This window comes from Burkholderia sp. AU45251, assembly GCF_030482905.1.
Classification (GTDB): domain Bacteria; phylum Pseudomonadota; class Gammaproteobacteria; order Burkholderiales; family Burkholderiaceae; genus Burkholderia; species Burkholderia aenigmatica.
The window spans coordinates 20058-37696 of sequence record NZ_JAUJQH010000013.1; the positions used below are offsets into that span (position 1 = coordinate 20058).

At 67.2% G+C, this 17639-nt stretch carries 18 protein-coding genes; 2 read left to right on the top strand and 16 right to left on the bottom strand.

Annotated elements, in window-relative coordinates; all coding sequences use genetic code 11:
* Positions 1-67 precede the first annotated feature (67 nt).
* The 15 genes from QZM67_RS23575 to flhD all read right to left on the bottom strand — a co-directional run bounded on the left by QZM67_RS23575 (position 68) and on the right by flhD (position 14380).
* Positions 68-1300, bottom strand: a complete 1233-nt coding sequence (locus QZM67_RS23575; protein ID WP_301806990.1) for a DUF3443 family protein — start codon at positions 1298-1300, stop codon at positions 68-70.
* A 16-nt stretch (positions 1301-1316) separates the two neighbouring features.
* Positions 1317-1823: a DUF2844 domain-containing protein gene (locus QZM67_RS23580; RefSeq protein ID WP_043185237.1), complete on the bottom strand. Its 507-nt coding sequence runs from the start codon at positions 1821-1823 to the stop codon at positions 1317-1319.
* Positions 1824-2082: 259 nt separating this feature from the next.
* Positions 2083-2814: a protein phosphatase CheZ gene (gene cheZ / locus QZM67_RS23585; protein ID WP_043185055.1), complete on the bottom strand. Its 732-nt coding sequence runs from the start codon at positions 2812-2814 to the stop codon at positions 2083-2085.
* Position 2815: 1 nt separating this feature from the next.
* Complete coding sequence (gene cheY, locus QZM67_RS23590) at positions 2816-3211, bottom strand: chemotaxis response regulator CheY (RefSeq protein WP_006485893.1); 396 nt, start codon at positions 3209-3211, stop codon at positions 2816-2818.
* A 67-nt stretch (positions 3212-3278) separates the two neighbouring features.
* Complete coding sequence (locus QZM67_RS23595; RefSeq protein WP_089449699.1) at positions 3279-4370, bottom strand: chemotaxis response regulator protein-glutamate methylesterase; 1092 nt, start codon at positions 4368-4370, stop codon at positions 3279-3281.
* Positions 4367-5092, bottom strand: coding sequence for a chemoreceptor glutamine deamidase CheD (gene cheD, locus QZM67_RS23600; protein ID WP_301806992.1), 726 nt, complete (start codon positions 5090-5092; stop codon positions 4367-4369). The genes QZM67_RS23595 and cheD overlap by 4 nt, the downstream gene beginning before the upstream one ends.
* Positions 5089-6072, bottom strand: a complete 984-nt coding sequence (locus QZM67_RS23605; RefSeq protein WP_043185047.1) for a CheR family methyltransferase — start codon at positions 6070-6072, stop codon at positions 5089-5091. Before QZM67_RS23605 ends, cheD begins: the two co-directional genes overlap by 4 nt.
* A 3-nt stretch (positions 6073-6075) precedes the next feature.
* Positions 6076-8049 carry a methyl-accepting chemotaxis protein gene (locus tag QZM67_RS23610; protein ID WP_301806996.1) on the bottom strand — a complete coding sequence of 658 codons (1974 nt, stop codon included), beginning with the start codon at positions 8047-8049 and terminating at the stop codon, positions 6076-6078.
* Positions 8050-8086: 37 nt separating this feature from the next.
* Entirely contained in the window at positions 8087-8602 is a 516-nt protein-coding gene (cheW, locus tag QZM67_RS23615; protein ID WP_043185043.1) for a chemotaxis protein CheW, read from the bottom strand.
* A 51-nt stretch (positions 8603-8653) separates the two neighbouring features.
* Entirely contained in the window at positions 8654-10918 is a 2265-nt protein-coding gene (cheA, locus tag QZM67_RS23620) for a chemotaxis protein CheA (RefSeq protein WP_301806998.1), read from the bottom strand.
* A gap of 33 nt (positions 10919-10951) precedes the next feature.
* Complete coding sequence (locus QZM67_RS23625) at positions 10952-11329, bottom strand: response regulator (RefSeq protein WP_175026536.1); 378 nt, start codon at positions 11327-11329, stop codon at positions 10952-10954.
* A gap of 24 nt (positions 11330-11353) precedes the next feature.
* A complete protein-coding gene (gene motB, locus QZM67_RS23630; protein WP_043185039.1) occupies positions 11354-12370 on the bottom strand; it encodes a flagellar motor protein MotB in 1017 nt (338 codons plus the stop codon).
* 13 nt (positions 12371-12383) lie between these two features.
* Positions 12384-13244 (bottom strand): flagellar motor stator protein MotA, encoded by an 861-nt coding sequence (gene motA / locus QZM67_RS23635; RefSeq protein WP_043185037.1) that lies wholly within the window; start codon positions 13242-13244, stop codon positions 12384-12386.
* A 168-nt stretch (positions 13245-13412) separates the two neighbouring features.
* Complete coding sequence (flhC, locus tag QZM67_RS23640; protein WP_043185235.1) at positions 13413-13967, bottom strand: flagellar transcriptional regulator FlhC; 555 nt, start codon at positions 13965-13967, stop codon at positions 13413-13415.
* Between the two features lie 92 nt (positions 13968-14059).
* On the bottom strand, positions 14060-14380 hold the full coding sequence (gene flhD / locus QZM67_RS23645) for a flagellar transcriptional regulator FlhD (protein ID WP_027788649.1): 321 nt from the start codon (positions 14378-14380) through the stop codon (positions 14060-14062).
* 663 nt (positions 14381-15043) lie between these two features.
* Between flhD and QZM67_RS23650 the strand changes: the two genes are divergently transcribed.
* Complete coding sequence (locus tag QZM67_RS23650) at positions 15044-16108, top strand: glycosyltransferase family 4 protein (protein ID WP_175026535.1); 1065 nt, start codon at positions 15044-15046, stop codon at positions 16106-16108.
* A gap of 106 nt (positions 16109-16214) precedes the next feature.
* Here QZM67_RS23650 and QZM67_RS23655 read toward each other — a convergent pair whose 3' ends face one another.
* Positions 16215-16511 carry an H-NS histone family protein gene (locus QZM67_RS23655; protein WP_021162849.1) on the bottom strand — a complete coding sequence of 99 codons (297 nt, stop codon included), beginning with the start codon at positions 16509-16511 and terminating at the stop codon, positions 16215-16217.
* 299 nt (positions 16512-16810) lie between these two features.
* Here QZM67_RS23655 and aqpZ point away from each other — a divergent pair, with 299 nt between their 5' ends.
* On the top strand, positions 16811-17551 hold the full coding sequence (gene aqpZ, locus QZM67_RS23660; protein ID WP_175026534.1) for an aquaporin Z: 741 nt from the start codon (positions 16811-16813) through the stop codon (positions 17549-17551).
* Positions 17552-17639: the final 88 nt, after the last annotated feature.

Below are 17639 nucleotides of genomic sequence, written 5' to 3' on the forward strand. Positions count from 1 at the left end.
GCCCGGCCGCCGGATAAAAAAAGGGGGCGATCGCTCGCCCCCTTGTTCCGTGTCCGGCCGTGCCGCGTCAGAACGCGACGAAAGGCTGTGCACCGCCGCTCGCCGTCTTGTCCATCCCGAAGTAGATCGTCCGGTTGTAGAAGTACGGCATGCCGATGTCGAGCCAGCTGGACGAACCGAACGGGCCCGCGATGTCGTTGAACGCGAACGTCGACGGGTTCGAGAACAGCGAATCCGCGTTCGCGACGGACATCGCCACGGTGGCGCCCACGCCGTTCTGGCCGCTCAGCGTCGCCGAGTAGCTGGCCGGCGGCGATGCCGGGCAGTAGAACTGCGTATTCTTCGAGCAGGCCGTCTGCCCCGCATCGTTGAAGAAATACGCGTTCGAACCCGTGTCGAAGAACGCGGTCACGTTGCGCCCGAGGAACGTCGCGCTGACGTCGCCCGTCGTGGTCGACGTCATCACGGTCTTCCCGGTCAGGTCGGGCAGGCCGAACGTCAGCGTCCCGGTTGCGCTGGCCTGCCCGCTATCCGAAATGCTCGGCATCGTCACGCTCACCCCGCTGCTGTCGGCGAAACGATGCACCGGGTTGGCCACCTGCTGCGCCACCGGCACGAGCGCGACCGTGCAGTTCGCGTTGTCGCCGTTCGGGCACGCGTAGTAGTTGTTGCTCGTCGACGTCGACGTCGCGCAGGTCGTGCCGCAGTCGACCGGCGCCGGCCCGATGCCGAGGATCCCGTTCGCGCCGAGTGCGCTCGCCGTATTGGCCGACGCGCCGCCGTTCGTGCACGAGTTCGGCACGTTCGTCGTGCCGAGGTCGCCGATGATCTGCACGGGCAGCGAGCTCGCCTGCTCGGAACCGATCGACAGGTCGACCGTGCGCACCGAACCCCACGTATAGCTCGACACGAACTTGCCGCACTCGGCAACCGGCGCGCCGCCGCTCGTCACTTGCGGGAAGCTGCCGAGCACGCCCGACACCGCGCTGCCGACGAGCCGCAGCCCGTAGGACGCGGTATCGACCAGCACGTTGTTGACCACCTGGCAGTTCGACGTGCCCGGCGCGCAGACCTTCACGCTGATGGTCGGGATATTGATCACGTTCGCGACGCCCGAGTTGACGGTGATGACCGCCTTGCTCCCGGAATTGCCGTCCGAACCGCCCGAACCGTTGTTGCCGTTGTTGCCCGAGTTGCCGCCGCCACCGTCGCCGCCGCCGCATGCCGTCACGAGTACGGCCGTTGCCGCCGCGAGGCCCAGCACGCCGAGCCAGCGCTTGAATGTACGAGGAATGCTCAAGATCGCTCTCCCGCTGTCACTGGATATCGGTGCCGGCCAGGCCGGCAGGCAGCGCCGCCGGCAGCCACGCCTGGCCCGAGAAGGCGCCCATGTGGCCGCCCGTCCGGATCACGAGGCCGCTCGTGTCGACGGACACGGGCGCGCGCCAGCCGCGCGCCTGGTGCGCCGCCTGGACGCCAGCGGTGTACTGCGGGAAATAGCTGCCGAGCAGCGACGCGAGATCCGGCATCGTCGGCCCGCGCCACGCGAGGCCGAACACGCTGCCGGCGGCCGACGTGTATTCGTGGATGACGGTGCCCGATCCGAGCGTGATCTCGCGGACGGTATAGGCGGCCGTGCTCGTCGTCTGCACGCCGTCTGCCGGACGCATCGCGCGCTGCAACGCGCGCACGGTTGCGGCCTGATCGTCCGCCGGCGGCGACATCGGCGCGCCGCCCAGTTCCGCGTGTGCGTGGACGCTCCACAACACACCCATTGCAGCCGCCGCGTGCGCGACGGCCCAGCCCAAGCGTTTCAGCTTCACGTTCCCCCCCAAGGGACTGGCTTCGTTGCCGGCGGTGCGGCCATCGGGCCCGCGCCGCCCCCCAACATATGAAATCGTACGGATGACGCTACGTTGCTGCTGACGCGTAGTATGCCTGCTGAGTGTGTCGAAGTGTCAATTTGACACAGGACCGCCGGGCCGCACGCGTGCGGCGGATGGGGGGAAACGATAAGGTGGCGCGGTGACGCGTGCATCGGGCGCCCGCGCGAAACATGGCGCGCCGATGCATGCGGCAGGGTCAGAAGCCCAGGCTGGCGAGCAGGTCGTCGACCTGTTCCTGGTCCTGGACCACGTCGGATTTGCCTTCCGGCGCGATCTGCGGGCCGTTCAGCAGCGACTCGGGGCTGCCGGTCGGGCTCATCTGTTCGGCCGCGAGCGCGGCCGCGGTGGCCGCGAACTGCTCGCGCCGCTCGGGCGCGATGTTCTCGACGAGCACGGTGAGGAGCTGCTGCTCGATCAGGTAGACCATGTCCATGATCTTCTTGATCACCTGCCCGGTCAGGTCCTGGAAATCCTGCGCGAGCATGATCTCGAGCAGTTGCGCGCTGGTCGCCGACGTCGATTCCGGCAGCGTGCGCAGGAACGTGCGCGTATCGTCCATCAGCTCGCGCACTTCCGCGTGCTCGATCGGCGCCGCGTACCACTGCGCCCAGCGCGCGTCGAGTGCCTCGGCCTCGTTCTGGATGCGCTCCTGCATCGGCTTCGCGACCTCGATCGCATTCAGCACACGCACGGCAGCCTGCTCGGTCATCGTCGCGACGTAGCGCAGCCGGTCGCGGGCATCGGGCACGGCTTCCGCCGCACGCTCGACATGCTTGTCGAGCCCGAGCTCGCGCATCGAGTCGCGCAGCGTGCGCGTGACGTGGCCGATGCGCGCGAGGATGCGGTCGCTCGCGAAATCGGCGCCTTCGGCCTGGCCGTCGGCGCTGAACCCGGCGCCGGTCAGTGCGGCATGGATCGGCTCGTTCACGTCAGCTCCCGGCCTTCGCCATCTTGTCGATGATCTTGTTCAGCTTTTCGTCGAGCGTCGCGGCCGTGAACGGTTTCACGACGTAGCCGCTCGCGCCGGCCTGCGCCGCCGCGATGATGTTTTCCTTCTTCGACTCAGCCGTGACCATCAGCACCGGCAGGTGCGTGAGCGTCGCGTCCGCGCGGATTTCCTTCAGCATCGCGAGGCCGTCGAGGTTCGGCATGTTCCAGTCCGAGATCACGAAGTCGTAGCCGCCGCCGCGCAGCCGCGCCAGGCCGGCGAGGCCGTCTTCGGCCTCGTCGACGTTCGAGTAGCCCAGTTCCTTGAGCAGGTTGCGGACGATCCGGCGCATCGTCGGGAAATCGTCCACCACCAGGATTTTCATGCTCTTGTCCATCGTCGTTCCTTTCCAGATTCGTTTCCGTCGGGACGCGTATCGTGGCACGCGCCCCGTGACATTCCATTCAAACGCGCTGCACGCGGTCGCCCATCGTCGCCAGGCGCGCCATCACGCGACGGCTCATCTCGGCGAGCGGCACGATCTCGTCCGCGCCGCCGAGCGCGATCGCCTCGCGCGGCATCCCGAACACGATGCAGCTTGCTTCATCCTGCGCGAACGTGTGAGCGCCCGCGCGTTTCATTTCCAGCAGGCCGGCCGCGCCGTCGCGGCCCATCCCGGTCAGGATCACCCCGATCGCGTTCTTGCCCGCGTGGGTCGCCGCCGAGCGGAACAGCACGTCGACCGACGGGCGGTGCCGGTTCACCGGCGGCTCTTCCGACAGTTGCGCAATATAGTTCGCCCCGCTTCTCGCGAGCAACAGGTGCGCATGGCCCGGTGCGATATACGCATGGCCCGGCAGCACGCGCTCGCCGTGCTCGGCCTCCTTCACCGCGATCCGGCACAGGCCGTTCAGCCGCTGCGCGAACGATTTCGTGAAGCCCGGCGGCATGTGCTGCGCGATCAGCACGGCCGGTGCATCCGGCGGCAGCGGCGTCAGCACCTCGCGGATCGCCTCGGTGCCGCCCGTCGATGCGCCGATGATGATCAGCTTCTCGGTACTGACGAGCGGGTTGTTGATCATCGGCGCGGCCGGCTGGCCCGCCGCCGCGCGTGCGACGGCCTGCGGCTGCGGCGCCTGGCGCACGCGCGCGCGCGACGCCGCGCGGATCTTGTCGGCAAGCTTTTCCGCGTAGTCGAGCATCCCGTCGCGAATCCCGACGCGCGGCTTCGTGACGAAATCGACCGCGCCGAGTTCAAGCGCGCGCAGCGTGATCTCCGAGCCGCGCTCGGTCAGCGACGACACCATCACGACCGGCATCGGCCGCAGGCGCATCAGCTTCTCGAGGAAGTCGAGCCCGTCCATGCGCGGCATTTCGACGTCGAGCGTCAGCACGTCGGGGTTGTGCTGCTTGATGAGCTCGCGCGCGACGAGCGGATCGGGCGCGGTCGCGCACACCGTCATGTCGGGCTGGCTGTTGATGATCTCCGTCATCAGGCTGCGGATCAGCGCCGAATCGTCGACGCACAATACTTTGATCTTCTGCACTGCGGTCATGCCTCCTGCTTTCTTGATAGGTTCGCCGCCCGCACACCGCCGGCCGGCGCCGCGCCGCGCGCGCCGAACAGCTCGATGCGCGGCCGCACCGGCTGCGGCGGGGCCGGACGCTTCGCCGCGAACAGCTCGACCTGCGGACGCGGCCGTGCGGCGCGGGCGCGATCGGCCTCGCGGGCGAGTGCGGCTTCGCGCTCGGTGACGCCCGGCACCTGCAGCCGCAGCTTCTTCACCATCGCGCGCCCGCTGTTCGGCATGAACGCGACCTTGCGCGGATGCACGCCCTGCAGGTCTTCCGCCGTGATGCGGATGCGTTCGAGCGCCAGGTAGCGGCGCACGAAATCCGCGTTGCGGTCGCCGATATTGATGGTCGTCATCCCGGCCAGCACGGCCGCGCCGCCGAACACCTTCGCCTCGAAGCGTTCGCGGCGCCCGCCGGCCTTGATCAGCTCGTTGATCAGCACTTCCATCGCATACGCGCCGTAGCGCATCGATTCCGACGCGGCCGCGCCCGGATCGGCACCGTCGTCCGGCAGCATGAAGTGGTTCATTCCGCCGATGCCCGCATACGGGTCGTGCAGGCACGCGGCGACGCACGAGCCGAGCACGGTCATCAGCACCATGTCCTCGGACGTCGTGAAGAACTCGTTCGGCAGCAGCTTCACGCCGGGACGGCCGAAGTGGTTGTCGAAGTAGCGATTGGTGGCGATCGGCAGCGCGCTCATCCACGCTCTCCCAAGGCGGCGACGGCGCCCGCAGCCCGCGCGCGCACCGGCGACGCGATCGCAGGCGCCTGCGCGCCACGCGGCCGTGCGCCCTGTGCGGCGTCGCGGGTCAGTTCGTACACCGTCTGCCCGCGCAGCCGGAACGCCTGCGTGACATACGTGAAGTTTTCCGAATGGCCGGCGAACAGCAGCCCGCCCGGCTTCACGAGCGGCTCGAAGCGCGACAGCACCTGCCCCTGCGTCGGCTTGTCGAAATAGATCATCACGTTGCGGCAGAAGATCGCGTCGAACGGCTTCGCGATCCCGTAATCCGCATCGGTCAGGTTCAGCTGCTCGAAGCGGATCATCGCGCGCAGCTCGGGGCGCACCTTCACGCGGCCGGCCTGCGGGCCCGTGCCCTTCAGGAAGAAGCGCTTCAGCCGTTCCGGTGCCAGGTGCTTGACCTGGTCGTACGTGTAGATGCCGGCTTCCGCCTTCGCGAGCACCTGCGTGTCGAGGTCGGTCGCGAGGATCGACGCGCCGCGCGCGGCCGATTCGCCAAGCGCCTCGATCAGCGTGATCGCGATCGAGTAAGGCTCCTCGCCGGTCGACGCCGCCGAACACCAGACCGATACCGGCGCCGGCCGCCCCTTCACGAAATCCGACAGGATCGGGAAGTGGTGCGACTCGCGGAAGAACGCGGTCAGGTTCGTCGTCAGCGCATTGGTGAACGCTTCCCACTCGAGCGGATCGTCTTCCTGCTCGAGCAGGTCGAGGTAGTCGCGAAACGTGTCGAGGCCGCGCGCCCGCAAGCGGCGCGCGAGGCGGCTGTACGCCATGTCGCGCTTGTGCTCGGACAGCGAGATCCCCGCGCGTTGATGGATCAGCGCGCGAATGCGGGCGAAATCCGCGCCCGTGAACGCGAAGTCGCGCCCCGGCTCGCCCGCGCGAGGCGAGGCATCCGGTGCATCGGGTCGAAACGGCGCGCGCGCGTGCGGCATGGTTTAGAAGGTCTCCCAGTCGTCGTCGGACGTGCCGGCCGTGGCCGCCGCCGGCTTCTCGCCGTTCAGCGCCGGGCGCACGAGCGCGGGCTTCGCGGCCGGCTTGTCGGCCGGTCCGGCGCTTTTCGCGAGGCGCGGCCCGTAGCCGCCCGCAGCCGTGCCGCGGGAAGCCGGTGCGTCCTTCTGCACGTGCGCGCCGGCATCGGCCGCGCGCTTCGGTTCGCGGCTCGCGCCCGCCCCGGCCGCAGCGGCGGCACGCGGCGCCGGCGCGGCGCGCCGTGCCGGTTGTGCGGCGGCCTGCGGGGCCGGCAGCGCGGCGACCGGCGCGGCGTCGAAACGCGGCTCCGACGGCAGTGCCGGCACGGCCGCCGGCGCATGCGCGACCGGCCGCGCCACATCGCGCGACGGCGCGAGCACGATGCCGCCCGCCACGCGCCAGCCCGACACGATCGCCTTCATCTGGCGCGTCTGCTCCTCGAGCGACGCGGCCGCGGCTGCCGCCTGCTCGACGAGCGCCGCGTTCTGCTGCGTGACCGAATCCATCTGGCCGACCGCGCGGTTGACCTGCTCGATGCCGGTCGACTGCTCATCCGACGCGGCGCTGATCTCGCCCATGATGTCGGTCACGCGGCGCACGGCCTGCACAATCTCGTCCATCGTCGAGCCGGCGCGCGACACGAGCGCCGACCCGCTTTCGACCTTCTCGACCGAATCGCCGATCAGCTGCTTGATTTCCTTCGCGGCGCTCGCGCTGCGCTGCGCGAGCGAACGCACCTCGCCCGCGACCACCGCGAAGCCGCGGCCCTGTTCGCCCGCACGGGCGGCTTCGACCGCCGCGTTCAGCGCGAGGATGTTGGTCTGGAACGCGATGCCTTCGATCGTGCCGATGATGTCGACGACCTTGCCCGAGCTCCCCGCGATGTCCTGCATCGTCGCCACGACCTGGCCGACCACGTCGCCGCCCTGCGTCGCGATGTCCGATGCGTTGACCGCGAGCTGGCTGGCCTGCCGCGCGTTCTCCGCGTTCTGGCGCACGGTGCCCGTCAGCTGCTCCATGCTCGACGCGGTTTCCTGCAGCGACGCGGCCTGCTCCTCGGTACGCTGCGACAGGTCGATGTTGCCGGTCGCGATCTCGCGCGCGCCGACGTCGATCGATTCGGTGCCGCGATGCACGGCCTGCACCATCGTCGTGACGGCGTCCTGCATCCGCTTGATGCCGCCGAACAGGCGGCCGATCTCGTTCGTGCTGAACACGTTCACCGGCTGCGTGAGGTCGCCGCCGGCGATGCGCTCGAAGTGCGCGATCGCGTCCTCGAGCGGCTTCACGATCAGCCCGCGCAGCGCGAAACGAATCGCGACCACGACGACGAACGCGATCGCGATGCCGGCCGCGATCAGCCCGATCATCAGCGAGATCTGCGATTGCGTCGTGGCCTGGCGATCTTCCGCGCGCTTCTGCAGCGACGCGATCACGGCCGACGCAGCCTGGTCGTACGCGACGAACATCGGGCTGATCTTGGTATCGGCGACCGCGTGGTACGCGGCCATGTCGCCCGCGCGCGCGGCCGCGAACTCGGGCTCGACGCCTTCCTTCACGATCGTCGTGTAGCGGGTGGTCAGGTCGTCGACGAGCGCCTGCTCGATGCCGAGCTTCGGCGTCGACTGGAACGCCTGCCAGTTCTGGTTCGACTTCGCATACAGCTCCTGCGCGCGGTCGAGCACCTTGGCCGCTTCGGCCGTGTTGCCGCCTTCCGTCAGCGAACGGAAGCGGTCGAGCGACACGCGCGCGCGCAGCAGGTACGACGACGTGTCGTCGAGCGTATGGAGTGCCGGCAGGTCGACGTGCGCGATCTCGTCGAGCGAGCGGCTCGCGTGATTCAACGCGACCAGGCCGAGCCCGCCAACGGCTGCGGCCAGCACCGCGAGGATGAGTCCGACCGCCGTAAGCGTCGTGCGGATCGACCAGTTATGCAACATTGCAGATTCTCCCGAAATTCCTGCGCGCGCGACGCGCTTACCCGCCGAGCGTCTCGATCAGCGCCATTTCACGGCTCGACATCAGCTTCTCGATGTCCATCAGGATCAGCATCCGGCCGTCGACCGTGCCGAGGCCCGTCAGGTACTCGGTCGTCAGCGTCGCACCGAACTCCGGCGCCGGCATGATCTGGTCGGTCTGCAGCGTCAGCACGTCCGACACGCCGTCGACCACCATCCCGACCACGCGATGCGCGACGTTCAGGATGATCACGACGGTCTGGTGGTCGTACTCGACGCGGCCGAGATGGAACTTGATCCGCATGTCGACGATCGGCACGATGATCCCGCGCAGGTTGATCACGCCCTTGATGAATTCCGGCGCGTTCGCGATGCGCGTGACGCTGTCGTAGCCGCGGATTTCCTGCACTTTCAGGATGTCGATCCCGTATTCCTCGTCGCCGAGCGTGAACACGAGGAATTCCTGGCCCGTCGCGTCGCCTTGCTCCGCGTCGCGGCGGCTCGTTGCCGCGTTCGCCGCGGCCGGATTGATCATTTGGACTTCAGCAGCCACGTTTGCCCCCAATCGGTTGAATGGCGAGAGACATCAGAACATCGCGAGCTCGGCGCCGGCACGGGCGCCGTGCGTCGCACGGGTTTCGCGGTTCAGCGCCGCGACGTCGACGATCAGCGCGACGCTGCCGTCGCCGAGGATGGTCGCCGCCGAGATGCCGTGCACCTTGCGGTAGTTGGTTTCGAGGTTCTTCACGACCACCTGCTGCTGGCCGACCAGTTCGTCGATCAGCATCGCGAAGCGGCGCCCCTCGGTTTCCATGATCGTGACGATCCCTTGCGTCGGGTCGGTGCGCGCGTCCTCGACCGAGAACACTTCGTGCAGCGCGACGAGCGGCAGGTATTCGCCGCGCACGCGCACCACGCGCTCACCGTTGCCGACCGTGTAGATGTCGTCGTTCGACGGCTGCAGCGACTCCATCACGAAGTTCAGCGGCAGGATGAAGATCTCGTTGCCGACCTTCACCGACATCCCGTCGAGGATCGCCAGCGTGAGCGGCAGCACGATCCGCGTGGTCGTGCCGCGGCCGGCCAGCGACGAGATCTCGACGTGACCGCCCATCGACTGGATGTTGCGCTTCACGACGTCCATCCCGACGCCGCGGCCCGACACGTCGGTCACGGTCTCGGCGGTCGAGAAGCCCGGCGCGAAGATCAGCTGCCAGACTTCGTCGTCGCTGATGGTGTCGGACACCTGCATGCCCTGTTTCGCGGCTTTCGCGAGGATCCGCTCGCGGTTCAGGCCCGCCCCGTCGTCGCTCACCTCGATCACGATGTTGCCGCCGTGATGCGCGGCCGACAGCACCAGCTGGCCGACCGCGTCCTTGCCGGCGGCGACCCGCTTGTCGACGGTCTCGATCCCGTGGTCGAGGCTGTTGCGCACGAGGTGGGTCAGCGGATCGATGATCCGTTCGATCAGGCTCTTGTCGAGCTCGGTCGCCTGGCCGAACGTCACCAGTTCGACCTGCTTGCCGAGCTTGCCGGCGAGGTCGCGCACCAGCCGCGGGAAGCGGCTGAACACGTAGTCCATCGGCATCATGCGGATCGACATCACGGCTTCCTGCAGATCGCGCGCGTTGCGCTCGAGCTGCGCCATTCCGTTGAACAGGCGGTCGTGCAGCGCCGGATCGAACGCGCTCGCGGTTTCCGCGAGCATCGCCTGCGTGATCACGAGCTCGCCGACCAGGTTGATCAGCTGGTCGACCTTCTCGACGCCGACGCGGATCGAGCTGCCTTCGGCGCCCGCTGCGGCCGCTGCGGCCGGGCGTGCGCGCTTGTCGTCGTGATGCGCGGCAGCCTGCGGTGCATGGTCGGCGTGCGCGTGCTGGGACGGCTGCTGCGCTTGCGCGGCGGCAGCGGCGGCCGGCTCGGCGGGCGCTGCCGCCGGTGCCGCCGGTGCCGATGCGGCCGGTTGCGGTGCCGCGGCCTGCGGCGCGAATACCTCGACGCGCGCCGGTTGCGCGGCGGCGGCCGGTTCTGCCGCCGGCGCCGCGGCGTCCTGCGCGGCAGCCGGCGCGGCCGGCGCCGTGCCGTGCCCGACGCGGATCTGGCTTTCGTCGATCACGAAGCAGCACACGGCGACGATGTCGTCGGACGGCACGTCCGATTCGACCCACAGCGTCAAGTCGGCGCCCGCTTCCTCGCGGCCCACGATCCGGCCGAGGTTGCCGAGTTCTTCGGTGAGCAGTTCGCGATCCTTCGCGTCGACGCCCACGAGCGTGATCTTCAGGTGCGGGCCGCCTTCGCCCGCGTCGCCCGCCGGATGCGCGGCCGCGACGGCCTGCTCGATCACGTGGTCGGGCGCGCGATCATCGCTGGCGGCCGGTTCCGCGGCCGGAGCAGCCGGTGCAACGGCGGCAGCGACCGGCGCCGCCGGCACAGGCGCGGCGGCAGCCGGCGCACTCGCGCTGCTCTCGGCCTTCAGCCGTTCGAGCTTCGCGCAGATCGTCGCGGCGGCGGCCGCGTCCGGTTCGGCGCTGGCGCGGTAGTCGACGAGCTGGTCGGACAGCACGTCCTTGGTCTCGAGGAACGCGTCGACCATTTCCTTGGTCAGCGTCAGCTCATGGTTGCGCGCGCGGTCGAGCAGCGATTCGAGGATGTGCGTCGTATCGGTCAGCGCGGAAAAGCCGAACGTCGCCGCGCCGCCCTTGATCGAATGCGCGGCGCGGAAGATCGCGGCCAGATCCTCGGGGTCGGGCGAACCGACGTCGAGGTTCAGCAGCAGCTGCTCCATCTGCGCGAGCAGCTCGTCCGCTTCGTCGAAAAATGTCTGGTAGAACTGAGTGATGTCGAGAGTCATGCCCGGTCCCGGGTTGAATGCGTCGCGTGAATGTCAGGAAGCGGCCGGCTCGGACAGCGTCGCGACCAGGTCGACCAGCACGGCGGGGTCGATCGGCTTCTCGATCCAGCCGGTCGCGCCTGCGTCGCGCGCGGCGTCCTTGAACGCGTCGCTGCCTTCCGTCGTCAGCACGAGGATCGGCGTGTTCGCATACGCGCCCAGCAGGCGCAGCGACGCGATCACCTCGAGCCCGCTCTTGCGCGGCATGTTCTGGTCGGTCAGCACCAGGTCGTACTGCCGGGCGACCGCCAGGTCGAAGCCGGCTTCGCCGTCCGGCGCCACCGTCACGTCGTAGCCGGCCTGCGCCAGCGTCGCCTGCAGCAGCGCACGCATGGTCGCGGAGTCGTCGATGGCGAGAATGGTTCGGATCATGTCTGTCTCGGAATCTTGTAAACGTCAGGGTTTCGGCACGGCGACGGCGGACGCCGCGAGCGCCGGGCGCACGGCCGGCGCCGGGGCCAGCTGCTGCGCGAGCTGCTGCGAGCCGGCCGCATCGGCCGACAGCGTCGTGGTCGTCGCATCGTCGCGCATCAGCGCCTCTTCGGATTTGCGGTTCAGCACGATCACGCTGATCCGGCGGTTTTCCGGATCGAGCGGGTCGGCCTTGTTCAGGTTCTGCGTCGACGCGAGGCCGAGCACGCGCAGCACTTTCGCCTCGTCCATGCCGCCGGAGATCAGCTCGCGGCGCGACGCGTTCGCGCGGTCGGCCGACAGCTCCCAGTTGCTGTAGCCGCCCTCGCCGCCCGCGTACGGCACGGCGTCGGTGTGGCCCTGGACGATGATCCGGTTCGGCACGTCGTTCAGCGTCTTGCCGATCTCGCGCAGGATGTCGCGCATGTACGGCTCGACGTTGTCGCTCGACATCGCGAACATCGGCCGCTTCTGCGTATCGACGATCTCGATGCGCAGCCCCATCAGCGTGGAATCGATGCGGATCTGCTGCTTGAACTGGCGCAGCGTCGGGTTGGCCTCGATCGCGGCCATCAGCTTGATCTGCAGGTCGTGCAGGCGCGTCTGCTCGAGCCGGTCCTGCGCGCCCTGCGCCTGCGACCGGGAATGCTCGTCGCCCGCTTTCGCAAAGCGCTCGGCGAGCTGCGTCGTGCCGTCGGTGCGGTGCAGCGTGCCGGCGTCGACGCTCGACAGGTCGCGGCCGCCGCCGTTGATGATGCTGGAATCCTGCGAACTGCGGTCGCCGCTGCCGAACAGCGCGGCCTTCAGCGGCGTATTGAAGTATTCGGCGATCCCCTTCAACTGCACCGACGTGACCGAGCTCAGCAGCCACATCAGCAGGAAGAACGCCATCATCGCGGTCATGAAGTCCGCGTACGCGAGCTTCCATGCGCCGCCATGGTGGCCCTTCTTCGCCGGGGCCACCCGCTTGACGACGATCGCGCGATCCTTGCTTTTGCTCATCGGGCGCTCCGCGTCACTTCGCCTTCACGCGGCGCACATGCTCTTCGAGCTCGGAAAACGACGGGCGCTCGGTCGAGAACAGCACCTTGCGGCCGAACTCGACCGCAATCGCCGGCGCATAGCCGTTCAGCGTCGCGAGAATCGTCACCTTGATGCACTGGAACATCTTGGTCGACTCGGCGACGCGCTGCTCCGCGAGGCTCGCGAGCGGCCCGATCAGCCCGTACGACAGCAGGATCCCGAGGAACGTGCCGACCAGCGCCTGCGCGATCATCGCGCCGAGCACCGCGGGCGGCTTGTCGGCGGACGCCATCGTGTGCACGACACCCATCACGGCCGCGACGATACCGAACGCCGGCATCGCGTCGCCGACGCGCATCAGCGCGTGCGCGGGCCCCTCGCCTTCCGTGTGGTGCGTCTCGATCTCCTCGTCCATCAGGCTCTCGATCTCGAACGCGTTCATGTTGCCGCCCACCATCAGGCGCAGGTAGTCGGTCAGGAATTCGACAATGTGGTGATCGGCGAGGATCTTCGGGTATTGCGTGAAGATCGGGCTCTTTTCCGGATCGTCGATGTCGGCCTCGAGCGTCAGCGTGCCTTCCTTGCGTGCTTTCGCGAGCAGCACGTAAAGAAGCGCCATCAGCTCCATATAGACATCCTTCGTGTATTTCGAGCCCTTGAAGAGCGTCGGCAGCACGCGCAGCGTGGCTTTGATGGTCTTGCCGCCGTTGCCGAGGATGAACGCGCCGACGCCGGCGCCCACGATCATCAGGATCTCGACGGGCTGGATCAATGCGCCCAGATGCCCGCCTGCCAGCGCATAACCGCCGAAGACGGACAACAGCGTCACGAGTGTTCCCACGATAATCAGCACTGCCTGTCCCTCACGAAAGACCGGCGGGGAGACCGCCGTTAAACAGGTTTACGGCAGTCGGCAGGAAAACTTTCGCGGCCGCCCGGCGGCGGCGCGGAGGTGTTTACCAGCAATTCGCAGACGCTTCGCGCCGCCCGGCGCGGCCGCCCGCGCCCCGCCCGGCAGTGCTCAGGCCGCGGCGGCGGCCAGTTCGGCGCGCGCGGCGGCGGCCTTGCGGGTCTTGCCCGCGCGCGACGGCGGCTGGCAGAGGCCGCAGACGAAACCTTGATGCGGATCATGCGCATGCGCGACGAAGTGGCCGCCGCAGCGCGTGCACGGGGTCATCTGCAGCATCCCCGAATCGAAGAAGCGCACGAGCGTCCACGCGCGCGTGAGGCTCAGCGCGGCCTCGTCGCCGGACAGGTTCACGTGCTCCAGATAGAGCCGGTACGCCTTCACGATCGACTGGATCGGGTCGCAACGGCCGTGGTCCTGCATGAACCGGTAGATGTTGTAGAACAGCGACGAGTGGATGTTCGGCTGCCACGTCATGAACCAGTCGGTCGAGAACGGCAGCATCCCCTTCGGCGGCGACACGCCCTTCAGTTCCTTGTACAGCTTGATCAGACGGTCCCGCGACAGGCTCGTCTCCGCTTCCAGCAACTGCAGCCGGGCGCCCAGTTCGATCAGTTCGATGGCGAGGGTGATTTCCTTCACCTCGATCACGACGCTTTTGCTTGCCATGGTGAAAACCGTCCGCTTGACGTTGTTCGGATGGATGGCCAATACGCTGCCCACCGGCGCGGCACGCCGGGACAGTCGCAAGGCGGGATGGATCAGCGGACGCCTTCGACCTGCTGCCCGGCCATCAGGATGGCCGAGTGGGCGTGCGCGACGACATCGCTGCGGCCCTTGTCGGCGAGCGACGACAGCAACGCGTGATCGTCGAAGCGAAAGCGGCACAGCATCTGGTTCGACGCGGCGAGCTTCACGGTCTGTGCGAGCGTGAGGTTCCCGAGCACGTCGGCCAGTTCCTGGGAAATTCCCATGCGGAACATGCCCATCGCCTTGTCTTCCCGCAGCAGGCGTTGCGCGAGGAGGAGGTACGACAGGTTGACCTCTTTGATCTCACTGAGCATTTCGCTGGTAGCGCTCATGATTCCCCCGTTAAAGAGCTTTGCTTTGGCCATTCGTGTTATGAAAACGTTTGCTCGATCGGGGCGCTCTTGGCGCTCAGTCGGCTCGTTTATAGTCTTACAGGGCGAATTTTGGCCAAACGGCATTTACGCCGGTATCAGCGAAGTGGCGTATGCCATGCAGGATTTGTCTGTAAACCGTGTAGGAATTTTTCCGACAAGGCGAATTGAAAGCTGAAATCGGGGAAGCAGGTGACAGCGCGAATTCGGCTGCGATGGATCCGATGGCCTCCGCGCGGTAGCGAAAGGCTTGCCGGCAAGGCTGCCGACAACCGGATCGGTAAAAATTATAGTGGTTTTTCACGATGACGCAACAATAGTTGCGTCTATCTCCATTTCTGATTCCGCGCCCTTTTTCTCGGGGTTTTCGCGTATTTCATCGTGTAACAAGCCTTAAGTGTTTGAAAAAACACTCGAACCCCTCAAGGCGATATCGATAATGGAATCCAATGGGCGGCGGCGCGAGCCGTGCCGGCCCGCCCCGCAGCTTGCCGTCCGGCGCCCCGCGCACCCCGCCCAGGGCACGGCCACGTACCGCCAACCGCGTACGTCGGCGAGTTCCGCAACCTTGCACGGGATCCGCATCGGCGCTACCGCGCCCTCGGATCGAAACAGGAGAACCCCATGCGAATTGCCCAGATCGCGCCGCTTTACGAAGCCGTTCCGCCGAAACTCTATGGCGGCACCGAGCGTGTCGTGTCCTACCTCACCGAGGCGCTCGTCGAACTCGGCCATGACGTGACGCTGTTCGCCAGCGGCGACTCCGTCACGTCGGCCCGTCTCGAGGCGGCCTGGCCGCGCGCCCTGCGGCTCGACCCGTCGATCCGCGATTCGATGGCGCCCCATATGCGGCTTCTCGAACAGGTCGCCCGGGTCGCGCACGAATTCGACGTGCTGCACTTCCACCTCGACTACCTGCCGTTCCCGCTGATGTCGCGCCTCGACACGCCGTACGTGACGACGCTGCACGGCCGCCTCGACCTGCCGGAACTGCAGCCGGTGTTCGACGCGTTCCCGGACGCGCCGGTCGTGTCGATCTCGAACAACCAGCGCAAGCCGCTGCCGCAGGCCGCGTGGGCCGGCACCGTGTATCACGGGCTGCCCGACACGCTGCTCACGCCGCAGCCGGGCGTGAAGCCCGAATACCTCGCGTTCCTCGGCCGGATCTGCCCGGAAAAGCGCGTCGACACCGCGATCCGGATCGCCGCGCAAAGCGGGCTGCCGCTGAAGATCGCCGCGAAGGTCGACAAGGCCGACGCCGACTATTTCAAGGACGTGATCGAGCCGCTGCTCGGCGAGGCGCACGTCGAGTTCATCGGCGAGATCAACGAGGCGCAGAAGCCCGCGTTCCTGTCCGGCGCGAAGGCACTGCTGTTCCCGATCGACTGGCCGGAGCCGTTCGGCCTCGTGATGATCGAGGCGATGGCCTGCGGCACGCCGGTCGTCGCGTTCAACCGCGGCTCGGTGCCCGAAGTGATCGAGGATGGCGTAACGGGCTTCATCGTCGAGGACGTCCAAGGCGCGGTCGGCGCGCTGCACCGGCTCGACAGCCTGTCGCGCACCGCCATCCGCGAACGTTTCGACACGCGTTTCAGCTCGAAGGCAATGGCGCAGCGTTATGTCGAAACTTACGAATCGCTTTGCACGCGAACCCGCCAACCGGCATTGCGCCGGGTCGCCGGCGCCTGACACGGAAATCCGCGAGGAAATATTCCGTAATCGAATCCGCGCCGAAATCGGCGCGCAAAACAAAAGAGCCGCATCTCGATGCGGCTCTTTTGCGTTGGGTTTTCGGTCATTCGATCAGGAAACGATCGCGATTTTTACCGACGATCCAATTCGGCGGCTTGCCGCGCCCGCTCCATGTCGCGCCCGACTTCGGATCGCGGTATTTCGGCGGCAGCGGCGCCTTCTTCGGCGGACGCCCGCGCTTCGCTCGCTCCGCGAAGCCCAGATCCTGGGCCGTCAACCCGTATTCGGCAATCTTTTGCTGGACTTCGGCAATCACCGCCGCCACTTCCTGGCGGCGCACGTCGTCCGCCTGGGCCTGCAGATCGGCGATCTGCGCCTTGAGTTTCGCGTATTGAGACATTTTTTGACTCCCCTTTTCGATGATGCGGCCCCGGCGAATCCGGCCAGGATACTCACATCCGTTACGCCATCTGCACTGCTGCCCTGCCCTTCGATATTAATGCTGTCATCTTTAACCGATTTGGCTATATCGAGAATGCGGACTTATTCTAATAAAAGGCATTCGTCAGCCATTCAAATTTAACAATCGTTGACCCTCCCCGACCCGATTCATTTCCTATAATCCAGACCAATTCCGGTGACGGTTTAATTCCGTCGTGTCATCCGGTTGTCTTCAATCCACTTGAACGAGGTCCTTACATGAATCTTTCTCAGCGTCTCGCTGCAGAGGTATTCGGCACGTTCTGGCTGGTGCTCGGCGGGTGCGGAAGCGCCGTGCTGGCCGCCGCCTTTCCGGGCCTCGGCATCGGCTTTGCCGGCGTCGCACTAGCCTTCGGCCTGACCGTGCTGACGATGGCATTCGCCATTGGCCATATTTCGGGTTGCCACCTGAATCCCGCAGTGAGCGTCGGCCTGACGGTCGCCGGCCGCTTCCCCGCACGCGATCTCGTGCCGTACATCGTCGCGCAGGTTGTCGGCGCGACGATCGGCGCATTCGTGCTGTACCTGATCGCGACCGGCAAGCCGGGCTTCGACGTCGTCGGCAGCGGCTTTGCGACGAATGGCTTCGGCGAGCGCTCGCCCGGCCACTACGCACTCGGTGCGGCGTTCATTTGCGAAGTCGTGATGACGGGCTTCTTCCTGTTCGTGATCCTGGGCGCCACCGACAAGCGCGCACCGGCCGGCTTTGCGCCGATCGCGATTGGCCTTTGCCTGACGCTGATTCACCTGATCTCGATCCCGGTCACCAACACGTCGGTGAACCCGGCCCGTTCGACCGGCCCGGCACTGTTCGTGGGCGGCGAAGCGATCGGCCAGCTCTGGCTGTTCTGGGTGGCGCCGATCATCGGCGCGGTACTCGCCGGGATCATTTACCCGCTGGTCGCCGGGCGTGACAACGCCGTCGACCGGCTGCCGGCATCGGCTCGCACAAGCGAATAAAACACTACGGGGTCAAGCGAGCAGCGCAGCGAGCCTCACGCTGTCCAAGAAGATCGAGGCAGGTAATTTCGACGGGCGCCACTGGCGC